At 52.2% G+C, this 20,231-nt stretch carries 24 protein-coding genes and 1 riboswitch; of the genes, 23 read left to right on the top strand and 1 reads right to left on the bottom strand.

Annotation, left to right across the window (positions count from 1 at the left end; all coding sequences use genetic code 11):
- Positions 1 to 121 precede the first annotated feature (121 nt).
- The 18 genes from sdaAB to H581_RS0115065 all read left to right on the top strand — a co-directional run bounded on the left by sdaAB (position 122) and on the right by H581_RS0115065 (position 14,885).
- The gene (sdaAB, locus tag H581_RS0114980; RefSeq protein WP_028610723.1) at positions 122 to 802 is read left to right on the top strand and encodes an L-serine ammonia-lyase, iron-sulfur-dependent subunit beta; all 681 of its coding nucleotides are present in this window, start codon (positions 122 to 124) and stop codon (positions 800 to 802) included.
- Positions 803 to 1,714 (top strand): L-serine ammonia-lyase, iron-sulfur-dependent, subunit alpha, encoded by a 912-nt coding sequence (sdaAA, locus tag H581_RS0114985; protein ID WP_028610724.1) that lies wholly within the window; start codon positions 803 to 805, stop codon positions 1,712 to 1,714.
- 274 nt (positions 1,715 to 1,988) lie between these two features.
- Positions 1,989 to 2,645, top strand: coding sequence for a cell wall hydrolase (locus H581_RS0114990; protein ID WP_028610725.1), 657 nt, complete (start codon positions 1,989 to 1,991; stop codon positions 2,643 to 2,645).
- A gap of 150 nt (positions 2,646 to 2,795) precedes the next feature.
- Positions 2,796 to 3,515 carry a DsbA family oxidoreductase gene (locus H581_RS0114995; protein WP_028610726.1) on the top strand — a complete coding sequence of 240 codons (720 nt, stop codon included), beginning with the start codon at positions 2,796 to 2,798 and terminating at the stop codon, positions 3,513 to 3,515.
- A 24-nt stretch (positions 3,516 to 3,539) separates the two neighbouring features.
- Entirely contained in the window at positions 3,540 to 3,746 is a 207-nt protein-coding gene (locus H581_RS0115000; protein WP_028610727.1) for a hypothetical protein, read from the top strand.
- Between the two features lie 85 nt (positions 3,747 to 3,831).
- Positions 3,832 to 4,914, top strand: a complete 1,083-nt coding sequence (locus H581_RS0115005) for a lactonase family protein (RefSeq protein ID WP_028610728.1) — start codon at positions 3,832 to 3,834, stop codon at positions 4,912 to 4,914.
- A gap of 45 nt (positions 4,915 to 4,959) precedes the next feature.
- Positions 4,960 to 5,175 (top strand): cold-inducible protein YdjO-related protein, encoded by a 216-nt coding sequence (locus H581_RS0115010; protein ID WP_028610729.1) that lies wholly within the window; start codon positions 4,960 to 4,962, stop codon positions 5,173 to 5,175.
- Between the two features lie 122 nt (positions 5,176 to 5,297).
- Entirely contained in the window at positions 5,298 to 6,611 is a 1,314-nt protein-coding gene (locus tag H581_RS0115015) for a sensor histidine kinase (protein ID WP_028610730.1), read from the top strand.
- Between the two features lie 25 nt (positions 6,612 to 6,636).
- Positions 6,637 to 7,278 carry a response regulator transcription factor gene (locus H581_RS0115020; RefSeq protein ID WP_028610731.1) on the top strand — a complete coding sequence of 214 codons (642 nt, stop codon included), beginning with the start codon at positions 6,637 to 6,639 and terminating at the stop codon, positions 7,276 to 7,278.
- A gap of 123 nt (positions 7,279 to 7,401) precedes the next feature.
- Positions 7,402 to 7,869: a thiol-disulfide oxidoreductase DCC family protein gene (locus H581_RS34085; protein WP_036718650.1), complete on the top strand. Its 468-nt coding sequence runs from the start codon at positions 7,402 to 7,404 to the stop codon at positions 7,867 to 7,869.
- A complete protein-coding gene (locus H581_RS0115030) occupies positions 7,859 to 8,806 on the top strand; it encodes a DoxX-like family protein (protein WP_028610732.1) in 948 nt (315 codons plus the stop codon). Before H581_RS34085 ends, H581_RS0115030 begins: the two co-directional genes overlap by 11 nt.
- Positions 8,790 to 9,467, top strand: a complete 678-nt coding sequence (locus H581_RS0115035) for a DUF4166 domain-containing protein (RefSeq protein ID WP_028610733.1) — start codon at positions 8,790 to 8,792, stop codon at positions 9,465 to 9,467. The genes H581_RS0115030 and H581_RS0115035 overlap by 17 nt, the downstream gene beginning before the upstream one ends.
- Before the next feature lie 132 nt (positions 9,468 to 9,599).
- Entirely contained in the window at positions 9,600 to 10,475 is an 876-nt protein-coding gene (locus H581_RS0115040; RefSeq protein WP_028610734.1) for a radical SAM/SPASM domain-containing protein, read from the top strand.
- Between the two features lie 16 nt (positions 10,476 to 10,491).
- A complete protein-coding gene (locus H581_RS0115045; RefSeq protein WP_028610735.1) occupies positions 10,492 to 11,196 on the top strand; it encodes a response regulator transcription factor in 705 nt (234 codons plus the stop codon).
- Between the two features lies 1 nt (position 11,197).
- A complete protein-coding gene (locus tag H581_RS34090) occupies positions 11,198 to 12,160 on the top strand; it encodes a sensor histidine kinase (protein WP_051250814.1) in 963 nt (320 codons plus the stop codon).
- Between the two features lie 159 nt (positions 12,161 to 12,319).
- Positions 12,320 to 13,243, top strand: a complete 924-nt coding sequence (locus H581_RS0115055) for an ABC transporter ATP-binding protein (RefSeq protein WP_028610736.1) — start codon at positions 12,320 to 12,322, stop codon at positions 13,241 to 13,243.
- Positions 13,236 to 13,916 (top strand): ABC transporter permease, encoded by a 681-nt coding sequence (locus tag H581_RS0115060; RefSeq protein WP_028610737.1) that lies wholly within the window; start codon positions 13,236 to 13,238, stop codon positions 13,914 to 13,916. Before H581_RS0115055 ends, H581_RS0115060 begins: the two co-directional genes overlap by 8 nt.
- A gap of 126 nt (positions 13,917 to 14,042) precedes the next feature.
- Positions 14,043 to 14,885, top strand: coding sequence for an undecaprenyl-diphosphate phosphatase (locus H581_RS0115065; RefSeq protein ID WP_028610738.1), 843 nt, complete (start codon positions 14,043 to 14,045; stop codon positions 14,883 to 14,885).
- A 48-nt stretch (positions 14,886 to 14,933) separates the two neighbouring features.
- Here H581_RS0115065 and H581_RS34095 read toward each other — a convergent pair whose 3' ends face one another.
- Complete coding sequence (locus tag H581_RS34095; protein WP_051250816.1) at positions 14,934 to 16,121, bottom strand: voltage-gated chloride channel family protein; 1,188 nt, start codon at positions 16,119 to 16,121, stop codon at positions 14,934 to 14,936.
- A gap of 64 nt (positions 16,122 to 16,185) precedes the next feature.
- Positions 16,186 to 16,245, bottom strand: a riboswitch (Fluoride riboswitch).
- A gap of 381 nt (positions 16,246 to 16,626) precedes the next feature.
- Here H581_RS34095 and ehuB point away from each other — a divergent pair.
- From ehuB to ectA, 5 genes are read left to right on the top strand one after another with little or no spacing between them, the layout of a single operon-like run.
- Positions 16,627 to 17,457, top strand: a complete 831-nt coding sequence (gene ehuB, locus H581_RS0115075; RefSeq protein WP_425414618.1) for an ectoine/hydroxyectoine ABC transporter substrate-binding protein EhuB — start codon at positions 16,627 to 16,629, stop codon at positions 17,455 to 17,457.
- A gap of 2 nt (positions 17,458 to 17,459) precedes the next feature.
- Complete coding sequence (gene ehuC / locus H581_RS0115080) at positions 17,460 to 18,110, top strand: ectoine/hydroxyectoine ABC transporter permease subunit EhuC (protein WP_028610740.1); 651 nt, start codon at positions 17,460 to 17,462, stop codon at positions 18,108 to 18,110.
- Between the two features lie 7 nt (positions 18,111 to 18,117).
- Complete coding sequence (gene ehuD, locus H581_RS0115085) at positions 18,118 to 18,798, top strand: ectoine/hydroxyectoine ABC transporter permease subunit EhuD (protein WP_028610741.1); 681 nt, start codon at positions 18,118 to 18,120, stop codon at positions 18,796 to 18,798.
- Positions 18,795 to 19,646 (top strand): ectoine/hydroxyectoine ABC transporter ATP-binding protein EhuA, encoded by an 852-nt coding sequence (gene ehuA, locus H581_RS0115090; protein WP_028610742.1) that lies wholly within the window; start codon positions 18,795 to 18,797, stop codon positions 19,644 to 19,646. Before ehuD ends, ehuA begins: the two co-directional genes overlap by 4 nt.
- A gap of 36 nt (positions 19,647 to 19,682) precedes the next feature.
- Positions 19,683 to 20,225 (top strand): diaminobutyrate acetyltransferase, encoded by a 543-nt coding sequence (gene ectA / locus H581_RS34100; protein ID WP_051250818.1) that lies wholly within the window; start codon positions 19,683 to 19,685, stop codon positions 20,223 to 20,225.
- Positions 20,226 to 20,231 lie beyond the last annotated feature (6 nt).

Here is a 20,231-nt window from a genome sequence, read left to right on the forward strand (position 1 = left end):
CACTGAATCGGGATCCATAAGGACTATCTTCATCTAAATGACGATGTATCCGTTCAAGCGCATCTTCGGGAGTGGCTGAGCGAATAATAAAGGATGGAAACAGTTGGAGGTGGCTAACGCCGTGCGGTTCAAAGACGTATTTTCCATTATAGGTCCGAGTATGGTAGGACCGTCCAGCTCGCATACGGCGGGAGCGCTGCGAATCGGACGCGCCGCCAGGCGCATATTCGGACAGCGTCCGGAAATAGCCGAAATTATGCTCTATGGCTCTTTCGCCGAAACGTATATAGGGCATGGCAGCGATTTGGCGTTTGCCGCCGGCCTTCTGGACTTCGAGGCAGACGATATGCGAATCCGGGACTCGCTGCTGCTCGCGGAGGAAACCGGCATGCATATTTCGTTCACCAAGGGGAAGGGGCCCTTCTCCCATCCGAATACCGTCCGCCTCAAGCTGAGCGGGGGCGGCCGGGAGGACGTCATCGTCGGATCGTCGATCGGTGGCGGCAATATCGTAGTGACGGACGTCAACGGATTCGAAGTGAATTTCACCGTTAGAACGCCGACGCTTCTTGTCTTTCACCGAGACCGGCCCGGTATTGTGGCCGAGATTACGGGTTTATTAGGGGGCGGGGGTATAAATATCGGCTTCATGGAAGTCGACCGGAAAAGTCGTCTGGGCGACGCGCTTACCGTAATCGAAACCGATGAATCCTTATCCGAAAGTCTGATGGAAACCATCCGCGGCATGCAAGAGGTTACGCGCATCGGTATTGTCGATTTAACGGCCAAAGGAGTTGTTTGAATGAAATTCAAAACGTTAAGCGAACTGGCCGCATGCTGCCAGGAAGAAGAAAAGACGATCGGACGTATCATGCTCTCGGAGCAAGCGATCGAGACGGGACAGGATGAAGAGCAGGTATACCGTCAAATGGCGGAATATTATGAGATCATGAAGGAGGCCGTCCGACGCGGACTCGATGAGCCGGTACCTTCCAGAAGCGGGCTTACCGGCGGGGATGCGCGCCGTGTGAGGCAATATATGGAGGGCAGCGAGACATCCTTAGGCAGAGAGGCTTGCATGGCGCTTGCTTATGCGCTTTCCGTGTCTGAAGTAAACGCCTCTATGGGCCGGATCGTGGCGACGCCGACAGCCGGGTCATGCGGTATTATTCCCGGCGTGTTCGTCAGCTTGCAGGAGAGGTTCGGCTGGGATGACAACAAGCTGGTAATGGGGTTGTTTGCCTCAGGCGCGATTGGATATGTCATCGCCAACAACTCCTTCATATCCGGAGCCGAGGGCGGCTGCCAAGCCGAGGTCGGCTCCGCTATCGGCATGGCGGCGGGGGCGTTGACGGAGATGCGTGGGGGAACGCCCGTGCAGGCCGTTCATGCGGTCGGCTTGGCGCTGAAAAATTCGCTCGGCTTGATCTGCGATCCGGTTGGCGGGCTCGTGGAAATTCCGTGCATCGTCCGCAACGGATTCGGAGCTGTCACCGCGCTTGCCGCAGCGGATATGGCGCTTGCCGGCGTTCGCAGCGTCATCCCGTCGGATGAAGTTATTCAGGTGATGCTCGAGGTGGGCGGCGCCATGCCGGACAAGCACCGGGAGACCGGCATGGGCGGACTAGCCCAAACGCCTACCGGCAAACGCATCATTCGGGATTTGTACGGCAAGAAGAATACCGGCAATAACAAAGGGGGATCGCCTCAATAAACAATAGAGGCGGGTCATCGGGCGGGCGAAACGCTTATCCGTTTCGGCGCGGGCTGCACCGTTATCCGGAGCTAAGCTCGCGGGAATCGGAGACGGCATCACCTTCACAGATTTCCGAAAAAGTAAATTAGTAAATATATGTAATTGTTTATTTACGGTTACATTTCATTGACGGCTGTGCTAAACTCGTAAAAACCAGTCGACGGTTACCAAACTTATTCTAATTTGCGAATGATTCGTGCACGCGCAAAAGAAAAGGGAGGTTCATTCTGAGATGAACAAAAAAATGTTTCAATATAGTTTGTCCGCCATTCTCATCTTCATGATGGCTTTTGGCGTGCCTGCTCAAGACGTGGAAGCAGCTCCGCCGGCCACGCTCAAGAAGGGCAGCACAGGCGTTGATGTGCCTGATCTGCAGTACCGGTTAAAGACGCTCGGCTATTTCAAAGAAAACTTATCCGCTCATTTTGGAACGGCTACGCTTGAGTCGCTCATGAAATTCCAGAAGGATTACGGAATCGCCTCCGACGGTATCGCCGGACCGCAGACATGGGCTACGCTTAAGAAGGTATCCGTCAACCAGAAGGAGCTGGATCTCCTTGCAAGAATTATATACGCAGAAGCGCGAGGCGAGTCTTATAAGGGGCAGGTTTCGGTTGGAGCGGTCGTAATGAACCGCCTGGCCTCATCCAGCTTTCCGGATACGATTCGAGAGGTGATCGAACAGCCGCAGGCTTTTACTGCCGTCGCAGACGGGCAATACCAATTAAAGCCGGATACAACCGCTTATAAGGCGGCTATAGAAGCCGTTAAAGGCTATGACCCTACGAACGGCGCCCTCTATTATTTCAACCCGGATACGGCGACATCCGAATGGATTTGGTCCCGTAAGCAGACGATGAAAATCGGCAAGCATATATTTGCAGTATAATTAGAAGCGATCTTTCACGATTGGGCAGCATGCTCAGTGGAAGATCTTTTTTTCTTTGTTAAGCAGGCATTGACCATTGTTAAAGTAGTAACTAAACATGTTACAATGTAAAAAAGATATCATGAAGGTTATTATAGGGAGGTGCCTGTAATGAAAGTGGAAATTTGGTCGGATTACGTATGCCCGTTCTGTTATATCGGCAAAAGAAAATTAGAAACGGCGCTGGATCAGTTCGCGCATAAGGAAAAAATCGAAACAGCTTACCGCAGCTTTGAGCTGAACCCTGGCGCTGATCCGAATTCGAATATCAGCACGTACAGCATGCTGGCTGCCAAATACGGCATGAGCATTGATCAAGCAAAAGCTACATCGAAGAACGTAGCTGAGCAGGCGGCAGCGGTAGGCCTTACGTTTCATTTTGACGGCACGGTTGAGACGAATACTTTCGACGCGCATCGCGCTGTCCATTACGCCGCTGAGCACGGCAAGGACAAAGAGCTTGCGGAAAGGCTGTTTAAAGCCTATTTCACGGATGGGGTTAATGTCGGCAGCAGGGAAAAGCTGGCTGAGCTGTCCGGTGAAGTCGGATTAAATACGGCGGAAGTTGCAGAGGTGCTGGCATCAAGCCTGTATGCAGACGTTGTTCGGGAGGAAGAAGAGGAGGGCAGCCGCCTTGGAATCCGTGGCGTTCCCTTCTTTGTCATCGATCGCAAATACGCTGTATCGGGAGCGCAATCGCCGGAGGTACTCCTGGATACGCTGAATAAAGCATGGGATGAGAAGCATCCGGCATTGAATCAAGTGAAAGACGGAGACGATGACTTGCTATGTGCCGACGGCGTCTGCGCGCCTCGTGCACCGCAGCAATGAATCATCCGGGAAAGAGGCGTCGAAATGGATGATCAATCCCTGGAAAGCAGCTGTCAAATCATAAGGTCCGGCGAGGTCATCCAAATCGGGGCGGAATCAGTGATTATTGACGTTAACGGCAAATTGATTTCCGTCCCGTTGATAAAGGCGGAGGCAGACCTTTGTCCCGGCGACAGAGTTGTCTGGTCGGGCAATCTCTGGCGCCGGATGGCGCCTGAATCAGCACTGTAATGAATGATAAGGGTTTGTGTCAAACGGACTGACGTTTTATAATAGAGCATGCTTGGTAAATCTTTGGTTCTGGGGGGGAAAGCTTGTGACAACTGAACAGCAGCGGCTGCTCGTATTCGCCGGTTCTTATGCGGAAACGGAGGAGAGCGGCGTTTATGTGTATGCTTTAGATGAAGAATGGGGTACATTAACGTTGCAGGACGAGTTCGCCGGACTTAAAAATCCGACATTTCTAAATGTAGACGCCGGAAAAAAAATATTGTATTCCATATCCGAGACGGTAAGCGAAGACGGCAGAAAGGTAGGCGAAGCAGCCTCTTTCGCCATTGACGGGGTTGATGGAAAGCTCCGTTTATTGAATCGGGCGGTAACGGTAGATTCGACAACCTGTCATATTCAGCGCGATGCCGATAGCCGTTATTTAACGGTGGTCAGCTATCACGGCGGGATGGTCGGTTTAATTCGCATTGCGGAAGACGGGACGGTAGGGGAGATGCTGGACGTCCGGCAGCATGAGGGGCACAGCGTTCATCCGGAGCGCCAAGACCGGCCGCATCCGCATTCCGCCATGTATAGTCCCGACGGACGATACTTGTTCGTGCAGGATCTGGGGCTCGATCTTATCGTGACGTACGCGATTGATAACGGTAAATTCATTCGCCATGGCGAAGTTAAGCTTCATCCCGGCGCGGGCCCGCGTCATCTGTCGTTTCATCCAAACGGCAAATTTGCCTATGTCATTAATGAAGTGGATTCGTCGATTACTTCATTTACATATGACGACGCAAGCGGACGTCTTGATGCAACAGGCACCGTTAACACGCTTCCGGCAGATTTCGATGGCGAAAATACATGCGCCGAGATTACCGTCTCGAAGGACGGGAAATTCGTATATGGCTCGAATCGCGGACATGACAGCATTGTTGTATTTGCCAGCGACGAGCAGACCGGTCTTCTGACGCTTGTACAGCATGTGCCGTCGGGTGGCGGGCATCCTCGTCATTTTGCCCTGACGCCAAACGGCCGTTATTTGTTAGCCGCTAACCGCGACTCCGACAATATCGTTACCTTCGCGGTAGATCGTGAGAGCGGAACACTCGAGTCTACAGGGAAAAGCACCCAGGTAAGCAAGCCGGTTTGTGTGCTTCCCGCATATTTAATGGCATAAATAATTAATGGCGTTTTGAGTAAGAAAAGAGGAGAATTAATAAGCGTGTCAACGACCGGAGAAGAGAAACCAAAATTAAAGCCGACCAAAATTTTCAAATGCAAAAACCAGGATTGCAAGGCCTGGGTGCGTGATGAGTTCGCTGATGCGGAACAGTCCTGTCCGATCTGCAAGGGCCCGATGCTTAGAAGCATGCGTCATCTCCCGGCCGTTCAAAATAAAGCGAAGCCTCAACCGCGCAAGCCCTTATCGGAATTGTGATAAGGTACGTCAAAAAACCAATCCGCTGTGACATAGCAGGGTTGGTTTTTTGACGTATACTCTCCATTGTCCGGATGTGATAGGATAGAGGGAGCAAATACTGATCAGGACGGTACCGGATAATGCTTTTTTATTTTATGGCCTTGTTTACTGCGGCTTTCATCGTATGGCTCAATAACCGGAACAATGAATCAAACAGGTGGGCCGCTTTCTTCTTGATCAGCGCGTCCGTTGGAGGGCTCACGGATTTATTGCGCGCAGGACATTGGCTGACGACAGCCGAAGTTTTGCAATTTTTGAATTACACGGTAACGCCTTATGCGGTGCTCGTCTTTAGCATCGTATACGCTGGGAAACGCCTCAATCGAGGCACACGGCGAAGCTTGAAGCTCTGGCTGATACTGCCGGCTGTCCTCATGGCCATCCAGACGCTGCTTGTTCCGGATGAACGGTTATTTTTTATGCTGCTGCTCTTATGGAGCGCGCCTTATTATCTTGTATCCTGTTGGCTTCTTACGGTTTCCTTCTGGAAAGAGCAGGATCCGAGGATTAAGCGAAGCCGGTTCATTACGTCGATTATTATCGTGCCGACACTGCTTGGGGTGCTTGTCTTTATTTATGTGGCGAAGGTTTTTTCTCCTAACTTCGAATTTTTCAATTACATTTCCGTATTCATCATTTATTCGCTCGGGCTGGCTCTGTTGTGCACATTCGTGTATGGCGTGCTGGGAGTAAGGCTCCGCATTGAACATGATCCGCTGGAAAGCGCGATGAAGGCGGTAAGCACGGGCACTACGATGCTGAATCATACGATTAAGAATGAGATCGGCAAAATATCAATCAGCACCGAGAACTTAAAAGGAATGCTGCCGGACCAGAATGAACATACGCTGCAGCATATGCAAATTATTACGAATGCCACCCGTCATATGCTGGAGATGATGTCCCGCATCCATAGCCAAACGAAAGACATTATCCTCAAGGAAGAGCCAATCCGGCTTGACCGGTTATTGGATGCCTGTATCCGTCAGCATGAGGGATTGATGGAGAAGCAGGGGGTGCGGATAAGCGCGGACTATACGATCCGACCGGTTATTTTATGCGATCCGATCCATATGAGCGAAGCTATCGGCAATGTCTTGATGAATGCTTGTGAAGCCATGCCGGGCGGGGGCTTAATCGAGATTTGCCTGGAGCCTCATAAGAGTGGCCTGGAGTTGTCTATACTGGACAACGGCGTCGGCATCGCAGACGATAAGCTTGGCCAAGTGTTCGAGCCGTTCTACAGCAGCGGCAAAGGAGGACGTAATTTCGGGCTAGGCTTATCCTATGTATATAACGTGATGCAGAAAAGCGGCGGGAACGTAGCGTTAGCCGGAAGGGATAGCGGAGGAACGAGGGTTTCGTTTTTCTGGCCGCGCAAAAAAGTCATTTGACGTTAGCTTAGGGAGTGAATTTTACGTGAGTTCAATCAGAGTGTTCATGGTTGAGGATGACGCGGATTGGGTCAAGGCGCTCACGGCGTATTTGAACCGGGAGGAAGATTTGCTTGTCGTTGGTACGGCGGCCAATTCCGACGAAGCGTTAAGTCTGGCGAAGAGCATCCGTTTCGATATTGTGCTCATGGATATTCAACTTGCGGGAAGCGAGCTGGACGGCATCCGGACGGCCGTCATGCTGCATGAGCTTTCATCGGCCAAGATCATTATGCTTACCTCGCTGAACGACGAGCAATCCATGACGCAATCTTTTACGGCGGGGGCCGTTCAATATTTGGAGAAAACGCGATTTCAGGAGCTGCCGCAAGCGATCCGAACCGCTTATCACCATTCCGCGCCGATGGAAGCGCTGCTTAAGGAGCTGGCACGGCTGAAGCGCGAGGAGCAGCTCAAGGCATTGACAGGCGCGGAGCGCGAGGTGTTCGAGCTGATCGAAGCCGGCTATACGCAGCCTCAGATCGAACGGAAGCTGTACAAAGCTGAAAGCACGCTCAAAAATCAGATCAACAAAATGCTGAAAAAATTCGGTGTGCGAAGCAGCAGGGAGGCCGTGGAAAAGGTGCGGCGGAAAGGGCTGTTTGAGCCGAGAAACAGAAAAGAATAGCGAAAGAATGTCGAAGGGGTACTACGAAATGTAGTACCCCTTTACGTATTGTTCTACGAAAGTTGGAACTGCCGTTGGGCAAGCGCGGCGCGTACAATAGCAGCAAGAGGAGGGGACGGGAGCATGAAGGAAATCGCAACGGATGACCGGCAGTCCGCCATACTGCTTATTGACGGCCAATGCCTGCTCTGCAGCGCCATTACCCGATTCGTCGTTCAGAGGGACAGAAATAAACGGTTTCGATTTGCTTCGCTGCAATCGAAAGCCGGTAAACGGTACTTATTGGAATCGCAACTGCCGGTTGATGATTTCTATACCTTTGTCATGATTAAAGACGGCCGGACTTATACGAAATCGAATGCCGCGCTGCGCGTATTTCGTCAGCTGAACGGGCTGTGGCCGTTGCTTTATCTGTTGATCCTGACACCGGCTGCTATTCGGGACCGGGTATACGATGGGATCGCCGTACACCGTTACCGCTGGTTCGGAAAGTCGGATACTTGTTTACTGCCGACGGCAGAAGAACGGGACCGATTTGTGAAGGACGGCATATTAGCGCCGGAGAAGGAGGAGGCTCAAGATGAAAAATAAGCCGGTTTATGTCGAACTGGATATAAATGCTTCACTCGAGGAGTTATGGGAGCGCACGCAGACGCCGGAGCTGCATGAGCAATGGGATCTTCGTTTCTCAGAAATTCAATATTTGCCGAAGCCAGCCGAGGCGGAGCGCCAGAAATTTCTGTACCGGACGCGTATCGGGTTCGGCCTCCGCATCGAAGGGACCGGCGAAACGGGGAGCGAAACGGACGAGAAGAGCGGAGAGCGGCTCTCGACCTTAGCATTCGCTTCTGAGCAGAAGGTATCGCTTATTCGGCAAGGCGGCGGCTATTGGCAATACAAACCGCAAGGGCGGCATGTTACCTTCTCTACGTTGTTTGATTACAGCACGCGCTTCGGCATTGCGGGCCAGCTGCTCGACCGCTGGTTGTTTAGGCCGATGTTCGGCTACGCAACCGCATGGAGCTTTGACCGGTTGCGAATTTGGCTGGAGGAACGGATCCCTCCGTCTGTGACCGCCGAGCGGGCTCTTATTCATTACGGCTGCGTCTTTCTGCTCTGCGCTTTATGGTGTTATGAAGGTATCGTTCCCAAGCTGCTGTTCCCCGAGTGGGGCGAACTGACATTCATGAGCCAAACCGGGTGGTTTGACGGAGCGGAGCGGCAGGCCGTGCAGCTGCTCGGCATTGGCGAGATCGGCTTCGGTCTTATTACCGCCTTCCTTCATCGACGGCGATGGACAGCCTTGGCGCAAATCGCCGTTCTGCTCTCGGTGACGCTGCCGGCCATGATTTATAATCCCGAACTATTCAGGTCCCCCTTTAATCCGCTTACGTTAATGCTGCCTATGATCGCCTTATGCCTGGCGGCGAATGGAACGAAGCGGCATTTGCCTGACGCAAGGCGGTGCAGCCGGCGGTTGTCCCGCGCACGCACGACGAGGAGGCGGTCCGATGAGATCCATTTATGAGCTGGCGTTAGGAGAAAGCTTTCAGAAACTGCATCCCCGGATCAGGCAGCGGTTCGGGTTCAACAGCCAAGACCGGACCGCGTCAATCGGATACGGTGTAATGAAGCGAATCTGGTATAACAAGCTGGTTGCTTTCCCTTTGTTTATCGGCACGTTTCGTCACATCCTGTTTCCGCAAGGAGGATGCGGCATTCCTTTCACGATTGAAAATTACGCTTATATCGACCGGTACGGCCGTGAGACCGTGACCTGGGTTCGGAGGTTTCAATTCCCACGGAAGGTTCGCTGCTTTGACGCAACGATGATCTACAGCGGCGAGCGGAAGAGGATCGTCGATTATTTGGGCAATAAACAACATTTAGCCGTTGATTTGGACGTTTCTGCAGATGCGAACGGCGGCATACGGATTCGATCCGGCGAGCAGCGATTCTACGAGGGACGGTTCCGCTTCCGGTTTCCAAGGTGGCTGACAGGAAGCGCCGAGGTTCATGAATGGTATGACGATGGCGAAGGCTGTTACAAAATAACGGTTGAGGTGCGGAATCCGGTCGTCGGACGAATCTTTCTCTATGAAGGCGCCTTTCAGGCGGCTTTCATCGCGGCCGAGTCCGGCGCAATACCGGTCGGCATCAAGCCTTTGCGGTACGAGCGCAGGGAATAAGCGGCAGACCGTTTATTCCTTTTTGTCAGTTTCCGGCCGGACGTAGTATAATAGGTCCGATTGGTCATAGACGGCTGAGGTTATCGGAACGGCATCGGACCGCGGCCTATTGGAAACGGAGCTTATAAGCAGATGAGGAAATTTAAAAAGTTTTATATAGAAACGACAAGCATTTGCAACCTTTCATGCACTTTCTGTCCGCCAACGCAGCGGGCAAAGGGCTTTATCAGCATCGAGGATTTCACGAAGACATTGGATCAAATTAAGCCCTTTACGGACTATATTTATTTCCATGTGAAGGGCGAGCCGCTGCTTCATCCGAAGATCGGCGAGCTGCTCGACATTGCCCATGAGAAGGGCTTTAAGGTCAACATCACGTCTAACGGGACGCTGATTACGAAAAACAAAGCCAAACTTCTTAATAAACCCGCTTTGCGGCAAATTAATTTCTCGCTGCACAGCTTCGACGGCCATCCGGGATCTAAGGATAAGGAAGGATATTTGGCTGATATCTTATCCTTCGTGAACGAGGCGGTTGCCGCAAGCAGCATCATTATATCCTTCCGGCTGTGGAACCTGGAAATGGATAACGAGACGAACCTGCAGCGCAGCAAAAACCGTGAGCTGCTTAGCATGATCGAGAAGGCGTTCCAGCTGGATTACAAAATCGAAGAGAAGTTTAAACCGGGCACCGGCGTCAAAATCGCTGACCGCATTTATCTGAATCAGGACCCTGAATTCAAATGGCCGGATTTGAAGGAGCCCGAGGATGACGGCAAAGGATTCTGCCACGCGCTTCGCAACCAAGCGGGGGTTCTCATCGACGGAACCGTCATTCCTTGCTGCCTTGACGGCGAGGGCGTCATTAATCTCGGCAATATTCATGAAACTCCCTTCGCGGACATCATCGGGAACGAACGGTCGACTCGCCTGCACGACGGCTTCTCCCGGAGGGAAGCCGTCGAGGAGCTGTGCCGCAAATGCGGGTATCGCCAGCGGTTCGGCTGATTGGAGGAAGCAGCGGATGCAAAAGCACTTATTAATTGTAGAGGACGATCTCGCCATTGCCGAAATGGTGTCCGATTATCTGCTACGTGACGGCTACCGGATAAGCCATGCCGTTGACGGGAGATCGGCGCTTCAGCTGTTCGAGCAAGAGAAAATCGATCTGATCGTATTGGATCTGATGCTGCCCGGGCTGAACGGAACCGAATTTCTTAAGCTTGTGCGTATGCGGAGCTTCGTTCCCGTTCTTATCGTATCCGCCAAGGACGGCGAGCTGGATAAAGCGCTCGGACTCGGCTTCGGCGCAGATGATTATATGACGAAGCCGTTCTCGCTCGTAGAGCTCTCGGCGCGGGTGAACTCGGCTTTGCGCAGAGCAACCGTATACGCGGAGGAAGGGAAGCCGGATACCTCAGCCAGTCCGCAACTGCGTATTCACGAGCTGACGCTTGATACGGATCAGCTGACGCTAAGCAAGAATGGGCATGATATTAGACTGACGACCAAGGAGTTTCAAATTTTGAAGCTGCTGCTGATCAATCCGCGGCGCGCCTTCTCCAAGGAGCAGATCTATACGGCAGTATGGAACGAGGACTATTTTGGGGACGATAATGCGATCAATGTACACATTAGCCGGCTGCGGGACAAGATCGAGGATGATCCGTCCAAGCCCCGATATATAAAAACCGTGTGGGGAATCGGATATAAGCTGGGGGAGTTCTAGCATGCTGCTGCCTCTAACGCTTGCTGCCGCGGCGGCAATGCTGGTCATTATGATCATTCTTATCCGACTGCGCATTGCGCGAACGAAGCAGCTTTCATATATACGAGCCAAGCTGCAAGAGGCGAATGAAGGCGGCTCGCCGGAGCAGCTGTTGCTGTTTACATCCGACCGCGAGCTCCAGAATCTTCTAATCCAAATCAACCGCCTGATCGAGAGCAATCGCAAAGCAACGGCAGCGTATGCGGGAACGGAACGTTCGATGCGCAAAATGCTGACGAACATGTCCCACGATCTTAAGACTCCGCTGACCGTCGTGCTTGGACTAACGGAGACGATTGCGAAAGACCAAACCATCGGCGATCGGGAGCGCGACCGCCTTCTAAGCCGGATACATGCGAAGGCGCTGGAAATGGCCGCGTCGATGAACAAGTTTTTTGATCTGGCGAGACTGGAGTCAGAGGACAAGCCTATCCCCCTTTCGAAAGTCCATATGAATGTTTTCTGTCAAAATATGATGTTATTCTTCTACGATTCGATTACGGCCAAAGGTCTTGATGTCGCGATTGAAATTCCGGAAACCCCTCTGTACGCGCTTGGCAACGAGGAGGCGCTCGAGCGGATTTTCGGCAATCTCATCGGGAATGCGATCCGGTACGGGAGCGAGGGCGGCATCGTCGGACTCGCGCTGCGCGGCGGTGAGTCGGCGGTTATAGTCGAGATATGGGACCGCGGACAGGGAATAGCGGAAACGGATCAGCAGCGCGTTTTCGAGAGACTGTATACGCTTGAGGATTCGAGAAACCCGTTGTATCAAGGCAGCGGACTCGGCTTGACCATATCCAAGCGGCTTGCGCAAAACGTTGGCGGCGAGCTTAGCGTCCGCAGCATTCCTTACGAGAAAACCGTTTTTACTTTAAATCTCAAACCGGCAGCCGAATCCAATAAAGCTCGAACCAAAGCTTGATCGCCGCTAGATGCCCTTGGGCAGCCGGCGATTTTTTTTCTGCGTTTCATTCGAAAGACATTCTTAAGATTTGCGAAACGGGAATGACAGCTTGATCGGTTACACTGTATTGGTGAAGAAAAAGATGTAACGCGGAAGGATCGAAGGAGTGGTTAGGTTGTGAGTATACTGCTGCGAACGCATGAGCTGAGTAAATCATTTAACGGGAAAGAGGTTGTATCAAACGTCAGCATGACCATCCGCAAAGGCGAGATTTACGGCTTCCTCGGACCGAACGGGGCAGGCAAGACGACGATCATGCGAATGCTGACGGGACTCGTGCAGCCAAGCGGCGGGACGATTCAACTGTTCGGCGAGCCGATGGGCGCGGAAGCCTCCGAGCTGAAGAAGCGGATGGGAAGCATGATCGAATACCCGATGTTCTATGAGCATTTGTCCGCGTCTCAAAATTTGGAGCTTCATTGCGCTTATATGGGCTACTATGAGCCTCGTGCGGTCTCAGAAGCGCTGCGGATGGTCGGACTGGAGGATGCCGGCTCCAAGCCGGTTAAGGCATTTTCGCTCGGCATGAAGCAAAGGCTTGGCATCGCAAGAGCGGTCTGCACGAAGCCGGAGCTGCTTATTCTGGATGAACCCGTCAACGGGATGGATCCGGTCGGGATTCGCGAGCTGCGCGAGTTGTTCTTGCGATTAAGCAAGGATTACGGGATCACGCTGCTCATCTCCAGCCATATCCTGCATGAGATTGAAAAGCTGGCTGACACGATCGGCATGATCCATAAAGGGAAACTGATCGAAGAGGTATCGATGGAGCAGGTGAGGAACGAGCAGACGGCTTATATTGAAGCCGTTACGACTGATGTGAAGCAAGCGTCCTATGTACTGGTGGATAAGCTAGGCATCCGGAATTATAAGGTCATGGAGAATGAAACGATACGCGTCTATGATCCCGGTGTGACGGCTTCCGAGCTGGCGAAAGCGCTCGTCATGAATGAGATCGGGCTGGAAGGGCTGATGCGAAAAAACATTTCGCTTGAAGAGCATTTCCTGAAATGGATGCAAGGGGGCGAACCGAATGAATAAGCTGATGAAGCTGGAGCTCAGGAAGATTAAGCCCCGCAATTGGCTGTTGTCGTTTGCCGTGGCTAATCTGCTCATTGCGCTGTGGGTGGTAACGAATCTTCCGAACGAAGGCGTTCGCAATTATCTCGAAGCCTTTTACAGTATCCGGTCCTACGTGGAGATGACGTTTATTATTTACTCTTCGGTGTTTATGTCGAAGCTGATGATGGAGGAATACAAGTCGAAAACCGTTACAGCGCTATTCACGTATCCGGTTCCGAGAAAACAAATTCTGACCGCGAAACTGATGGTTACGGCCATTTTCGCCTTTGCCGCTTCCATTGTTTCCAATGCGTTTGTGGCAGCTTTTTTTCTTCTGTCCAATGCCAAGAACGGGTTTATAACGGAACCGCTGACAGCAGAGCTGCTGACGGATGAAGCGCTGCGTATATTCATTAACGCCTTTGCCGTAACGGGAATAGCGATATTGCCTCTCTATATCGGCATGCTGCGGAAATCGGCATCCGCCGTAATTATCGCCTCTTTTGTCCTAGCCCTCGGCCTGGGCGGTTCGCACGACGAGAGCGGGCATAATTGGGCGCTGGCGGTGATCGTGGCCGCAGGCTGCGTCGCTGCCGGGCTGCTGGCGGTTATCTTGTCTATTCGTAGAGCCGTACGCGAGGACATTCTATAAAAATAGAAAACAAGGAAAAAGATAGGCGTTTCAGCTTTTGTCGGTTAGTGCGATTTGTGTTATGATTTGAATCGGGTTATTAGTCCTATGAATCTATCATTATTAAAGTTAGGAGTTATGCCGCGCATGGATTTTTTAACGATTTTAAAAGCGATTATTTTGGGTATTGTGGAGGGCTTGACGGAGTTTGCCCCCGTATCGTCAACCGGGCATATGATCATTGTGGATGATATGTGGCTGCAATCGGAGCAATTTTTGACGAAATATGCAGCGAATACGTTCAAAATCGTCATTCAGCTCGGATCGATTCTGGCGGTCGTTATTTTGTTCCGGAACCGGTTCATTGAGCTGCTCGGCCTGCGGTTCGGCAAGAATAAGGCGGAAGTCGTACCGGCTGAACGGAAGAGCAAGCTTAAGCTGACGCATGTCATTGTCGGACTTCTTCCCGCCGGCGTGTTCGGCCTGTTGTTCGACGATTATATCGACGAGTATTTATTCTCGATCAGAACGGTGCTGTTCGGCCTTGTGATCGGCGCGGTATTTATGATCATCGCGGACAGGCTGCGTCCTTCGAAGCCGAAGGTAGAGTCGGTAGACCAGATCACGTACAGGCAGGCGCTGTCAGTCGGACTTATTCAATGCTTGTCGCTTTGGCCCGGCTTCTCCCGTTCCGGCTCGACCATTTCAGGCGGGGTGCTGCTCGGCATGAGCCACCGTGCCGCCGCGGACTTCACATTTATTATGGCGGTGCCGATCATGGCTGGAGCCAGCCTGCTGTCGCTTGCGAAGAATTGGGAGTATTTCACGCTGGATTCGCTTCCGTTCTTTATCGCCGGATTTATTAGCGCATTCGTATTCGCCGTCATATCGATCCGTTTCTTTTTGAAACTAATTAACAAGATTAAGCTTGTCCCTTTCGCGATTTACCGGATCGTGCTTGCAGCGGTTATTTATATCGTTTATTTCTAAATAAAAGTAAACGGCAAAGGCCTGTTTCCCTTGAAGGGAAGCAGGCCTTTATTTTTGGAGCTGAGCTTCATAAATCCCCGTCCGTCCAGAGAACAGAAAGCTGATCACGCACCCGATAAACAAATAAACCGCGCCTTCGGAGCCGAATAATTCCATGCCCATAATGAAGCAGGCTAGAGGTGTTTTTGCTGCGCCGCTAAATACGGAGACAAAGCCGATTGCGGCAAGGAAAGGTACGGATACGCCAAGCAAGCTGGCTAATGAGCTTCCAAGCGCAGAACCGATGACGAACAGCGGCGTCACCTCGCCGCCCTGAAAGCCAGTTCCGAGCGTAATAGATGTAAATAAGGTTTTGAGGAGAAAAGCAAACGGCGGCGCGGCTTCCTGAAATGATTGCTGGATAAGCGGAATGCCGAGTCCCAAATAATCGCGCGTGCCGAATACATATACAAGCATGATGATGATCGATCCGCCGACGAAACTTTTGACGACAGGATTTTTAAACCACCTGCCAAATACCTGCCTAAGGCAGCGGGTGAGACGGGTGAATAACATGGCGGCTAAGCCGAAAAGAATCGAAGCGGCGGTTATTTTGACGATAAGCAGCGCATCCGGGGAGGGGACTGGCCCCATCTCGTAATGAATATGTCCGATGCCCCAGGCCGTCGTGACCAGATGTCCGACATAGCTCGCGATAAAACAGGGAAGCAGCGCTTCATAGCTGATCAAGCCGATGGCCAGCACCTCAAGGCCGAACATCGTGCCTGCAAGCGGCGTGCCGAACACGGAGCCAAAGCCGCTGCTTATCCCGCACATCAAAATGATTTTCCGGTCGAGCGGGCTAAGCTTCAGCAGCTTGCCGATCCCTTCGGACAAGCTGCCGCCCATTTGCACGGCGGTTCCTTCGCGTCCGGCGGAGCCGCCGAATAAATGCGTCGTTAATGTCCCGAATAAGACGAGCGGGGCCATCCGCAGCGGAATGGCTCCTGATCCGTTATGGATTTGTTCGATGATTAGATTATTGCCTCTGCCGGCCTCTTTACCGACCTTCAAATAGAGGAAGCTGACGATCGCACCGCCCGCAGGCAGCAGCCAAAGCAGCCAGGGATTGGCTTCCCGCGCGTTCGTCACCCAGTCCAAGCCGGCGAGGAACAGGGCGGAGGCGCTTCCTGCGGCAGCTCCGGCAAGTCCGGCGATCAGCAGCCATTTTAACGAGAATTGAACTAGAACCCCCATGCTGATACGATCCTTTCATTTCGTTCCCCTTGCATTCAAAAAAAACTCCTACCAGCAACAAATAAGACTGGTAGGAGTCATTAGCGCTAAGGCGATTATGGCGAACTCCATCGCCGATATGATGTGTTTCATTATAGCTAGAAATCGGGCAGGGGTCAATTGCACGAAAAAAATATAAATAAAAATAATATTTAAGATGGTGAACCAAATAAGAATTAATGAGACTCGGACAAATTGTCTGACTATAAGGGATCCTTATATAACATACGAATCAGCTGGATAAAACCGTCGTATCGGATACGATTCGGGAGGATGTGGGAGGAATTGGGTGGATCAGTCCCCTGATCCCCCCTCTCGTAACGAGAGCTCTTTATTCGCTGAATTATCACAAATTTCTGGAAATGACCTCCAAACGAATGAATGGTAGCCTTATAGGTGTACGAAAAAAAAGCAGAGGATGTGAGAAAGCGTGAGAAAGGGTATAGCCATTCTGATGGCTCTGTCTATGCTGCTTCTGGCAGCCTGCGCAAACAAAGGCGAGGAGGCGGCAGCGGATACGCTTGCGGAAGCGCAGAAGAGAGGCTACATTACAGTCGGCTTCGCGAACGAGAATCCGTATGCTTTCAAAAATGCCGACGGTGAACTAACGGGGGAAGCGGTTGAGATTGCGAGAGTGATTTTGAAACGGCTTGGAATCGATGAGCTGCGCGGAGAGTTGACCGAATTTACGTCTCTGATCGCCGGTCTTCAGGCCAAAAGGTTTGATCTGATTACGGCAGGTATGTTCATCAGGGAAGACCGCTGCAGCGCCGTGCTATTCGCAAATCCGGAGTACAGCATTGGCGAGGGGCTCGCCGTGGAAGCAGGCAATCCTCTTGGATTAACGAGCTATCAGGCGATAGCGGACCATGCGGATGCGAAGGTAGCGGTAATGGCAGGAGCGGTTGAGGTCGAGTATTTGAAAAAATCCGGCATACCGGAAGATCGCATCGTCATTGTTCCTGACCAGGATGCGGCGATCAGCGCCCTGCAATCCGGTCGCGCGGATGCGATGACGATGACCGGTCCGGCGTTAGAATCGCGCTTAACCGCCGCTAACGACAGCAAGCTGGAGCGTGTAATGGATTTCGAGCAGCCGGTGATCGATGGTGAAAGCGTGCGCGGTTACGGCGCAACGGCATTCCGGTTTGGCGATGAAGCGTTCCAGGAGGCATATAACGCGGAGCTTGAGAAAATGAAGGAGTCCGGTGAGCTTCTGGAAATCTTGCAAGAGTTCGGTTTCACCGAGCAGGAGCTTCCGGGAGAAGCGACGGCCGAAGCGCTTTGTAAGGCTTAAAGATGAATGCGCCTTGGTTGGAATCATTGCCCTTGCTTGCTGACGGGCTGCTCATTACTCTCCAGGTAACGCTGCTGGCTTCATTGGTTGCTCTGCTGCTGGCGGCAGCAGCAGGCCTCGCCCGGTTATCCCGCTATGCGATCATTCGGGGGATTGCAACCGGCTATGTTGAATTGTTTCGTTCCTGTTCGCTGCTGGTTCTGCTGTTCTGGGTTTACTTCGCTCTGCCGTTCCTCGGCATCGAGCTGTCAAAAGTTACGGCTGCTGTACTGGCCATTGGGTTAAATATCGGCGCATACGGCGCCGAGATCGTCCGCAGCTCGATCAAGGCGATTCCGAGCGGACAGCATGAAGCGGGAATTGCGCTAAATTTATCGCCGAACGAGCGGATGCTTCGCATTATCCTGCCGCAGGCCGCGGCAAGGATGCTGCCGCCGTTCGGCAACCTACTGATCGAATTGTTGAAATCGACTTCGCTTGTTTACTTTATTACCTTATCGGACCTGACCTATGAGGCGATGGTCATTCGGAACAATTATTACACATGGACGCCGCAAATTTTCGGATCGTTATTGATCATTTATTTTATACTATCTTCTTGCGTATTCGTGACGTTCCGATTGCTTGAACGCAAGCTTACGGCTTGGAGGTGAGAGGGAATTGTGGAATTGGGATTATGTAAATGACCTGCTGCCCTCCTTGCTCAAAGCGTTCGGCGTAACGCTCGGCGCCACGATTGCGGGCTTTCTGCTGTCGATTGTCATCGGATTGGTATTTGCCGTGGCTGCGCGTTCTTCCATCGGCCCCGTCCGCTGGATCGTACGCGCCGTCGTCGAATTTATCCGAAGCACGCCGCTGCTTGTGCAGCTGTTCTTCCTGTATTTCAGTCTGCCTATGCTCACGCCGTTCGCGATGCCTGCATTCATTACCGGGATCATCGGCCTTGGCCTTCATTATGGAACCTATATGTCGGAGGTGTTCCGTTCCGGTATTGATGCCGTGCCGACCGGACAGTGGGAGGCGTCGACAGCGCTTCATTTGTCCAAAAGGAAGACGTGGCTTTCCGTTATTCTACCGCAGGCGCTGCCGCCGGTTATTCCGGTGATGGGCAACTATTTGATCGTTATTTTCAAAGAAACGCCGACATTATCGGCTATAACCGTGGTTGAACTGCTATTGACCGCGAAGAGCGAAGCTTCCATAACGTATCGGGTATTTGAGCCTTATACGCTTGCAGGACTATTATTTCTTGTTACGAGCCTGCTCTTTTCATTCGGCATCCGGTTATTGGAACGACGATATTTCGGCACGAAGCAACTAACGGGAGGTGGAAAACGATGATTGCGGAAGCGCAGAGAGGACCGTACTCCGAAGAGGAGCCCTCTATTCGGCTCGAGAAGCTCGGCCGTCAACAGCCGGCGAAGCGGAAGCCCATTGTGCGGTATCAATCCATTCACAAGAGCTTCGGGGAACTTGAGGTCATCAACGGTATTGATCTGGATATTTTCTCAGGAGAGAAAATCGCGTTAATCGGCCCCAGCGGTTCAGGGAAAACGACGCTCGGGCGGATGCTCATGACCCTGGAGGAGCCTACGTCGGGATCGATTCTGATCGATGATGAGCCGCTCTGGCAAATGGAGAGGAAAGGGAAGATTGTCCGGGCCAATGAAAAGCATCTGCACCGGATTCGCAGCAAAATCGGCATGGTTTTTCAGCATTTTAATCTATTCCCTCATATGTCGGTATTGAAAAATGTCACGCTCGCCCCCCGTTCCGTTCTTCAATTATCGAAGGAAGAGGCCGAAGAACGCGCCGTCGAGATGCTTCGCAAGGTGGGCTTGGAGCAGAAGCTTCATGACTTTCCCGCCCAATTGTCCGGCGGACAGAAGCAGCGGGTTGCCATCGCGAGAGCGCTGGTCATGCAGCCGAAGGTGATGGTATTCGATGAGGTTACTTCAGCGCTGGATCCCGAATTAGTAGGGGAAGTGCTGACGGTCATTAAAGATATAGCTGAAGACGACGATATGGCCATGCTGCTCATAACGCATGAAATGGAATTTGCAAGAGAGGTCGCCGACCGCATCGTATTCGGAGCGGAAGGCCGGATTGTCGAGCAGGGAACGCCGGAGCAGCTGTTCGAGAATCCGCAAAGCGACCGGTTAAAGTCGTTTCTGCAGCGTTTTCTGTAAGGAAACGATTTTCTCGCCCGAAAGGAGGGAAATGAAATGAGTATTTCTTCCGGACTAATCGATCGCTGCCGCGTCACTGACGCGAGCGACGGGGCGGCCGTATGGCGGCTTATAAAAGAAGCGGGCACGCTGGATTTGAATTCACCCTATTGTTATATCATGCTCTGCGATTTATTCCGCGACACCTGCGCAGTTGCGAGGAACGGTACGGAAGCGATCGGCTTTATGTCTGCTTTCCGCAGGCCCGATGATCCGGATACGTTATTCGTCTGGCAGGTTGCCGTTGCGGCTGAAGCGCGGGGCAGAGGCGTTGCCAAATCTCTTCTACGGGAAATATTGACGCGTAAAGGCAATGAAAGTATCCGTTTCGTGGAGGCGACCATCGGTCCAGAGAACGCGGCTTCAAGCAGATTGTTCAGGAGTCTGGCCGAAGAATACGGGTGCGGCTGCGCCGTTGCCGAACAATACGGAGTCAGCCTGTTCCCCGAATCGATGAGGCATGATCAGGAGCTGTTATACCGGATCGGCCCGCTGGTGTCATCAGCCAATGTCCAACCGCCACTTGACAAAAAAGGATAAGGAGGG

This window comes from Paenibacillus harenae DSM 16969, from assembly GCF_000422465.1.
In the GTDB taxonomy this organism is placed as follows: Bacteria; Bacillota; Bacilli; order Paenibacillales; family Paenibacillaceae; genus Pristimantibacillus; species Pristimantibacillus harenae.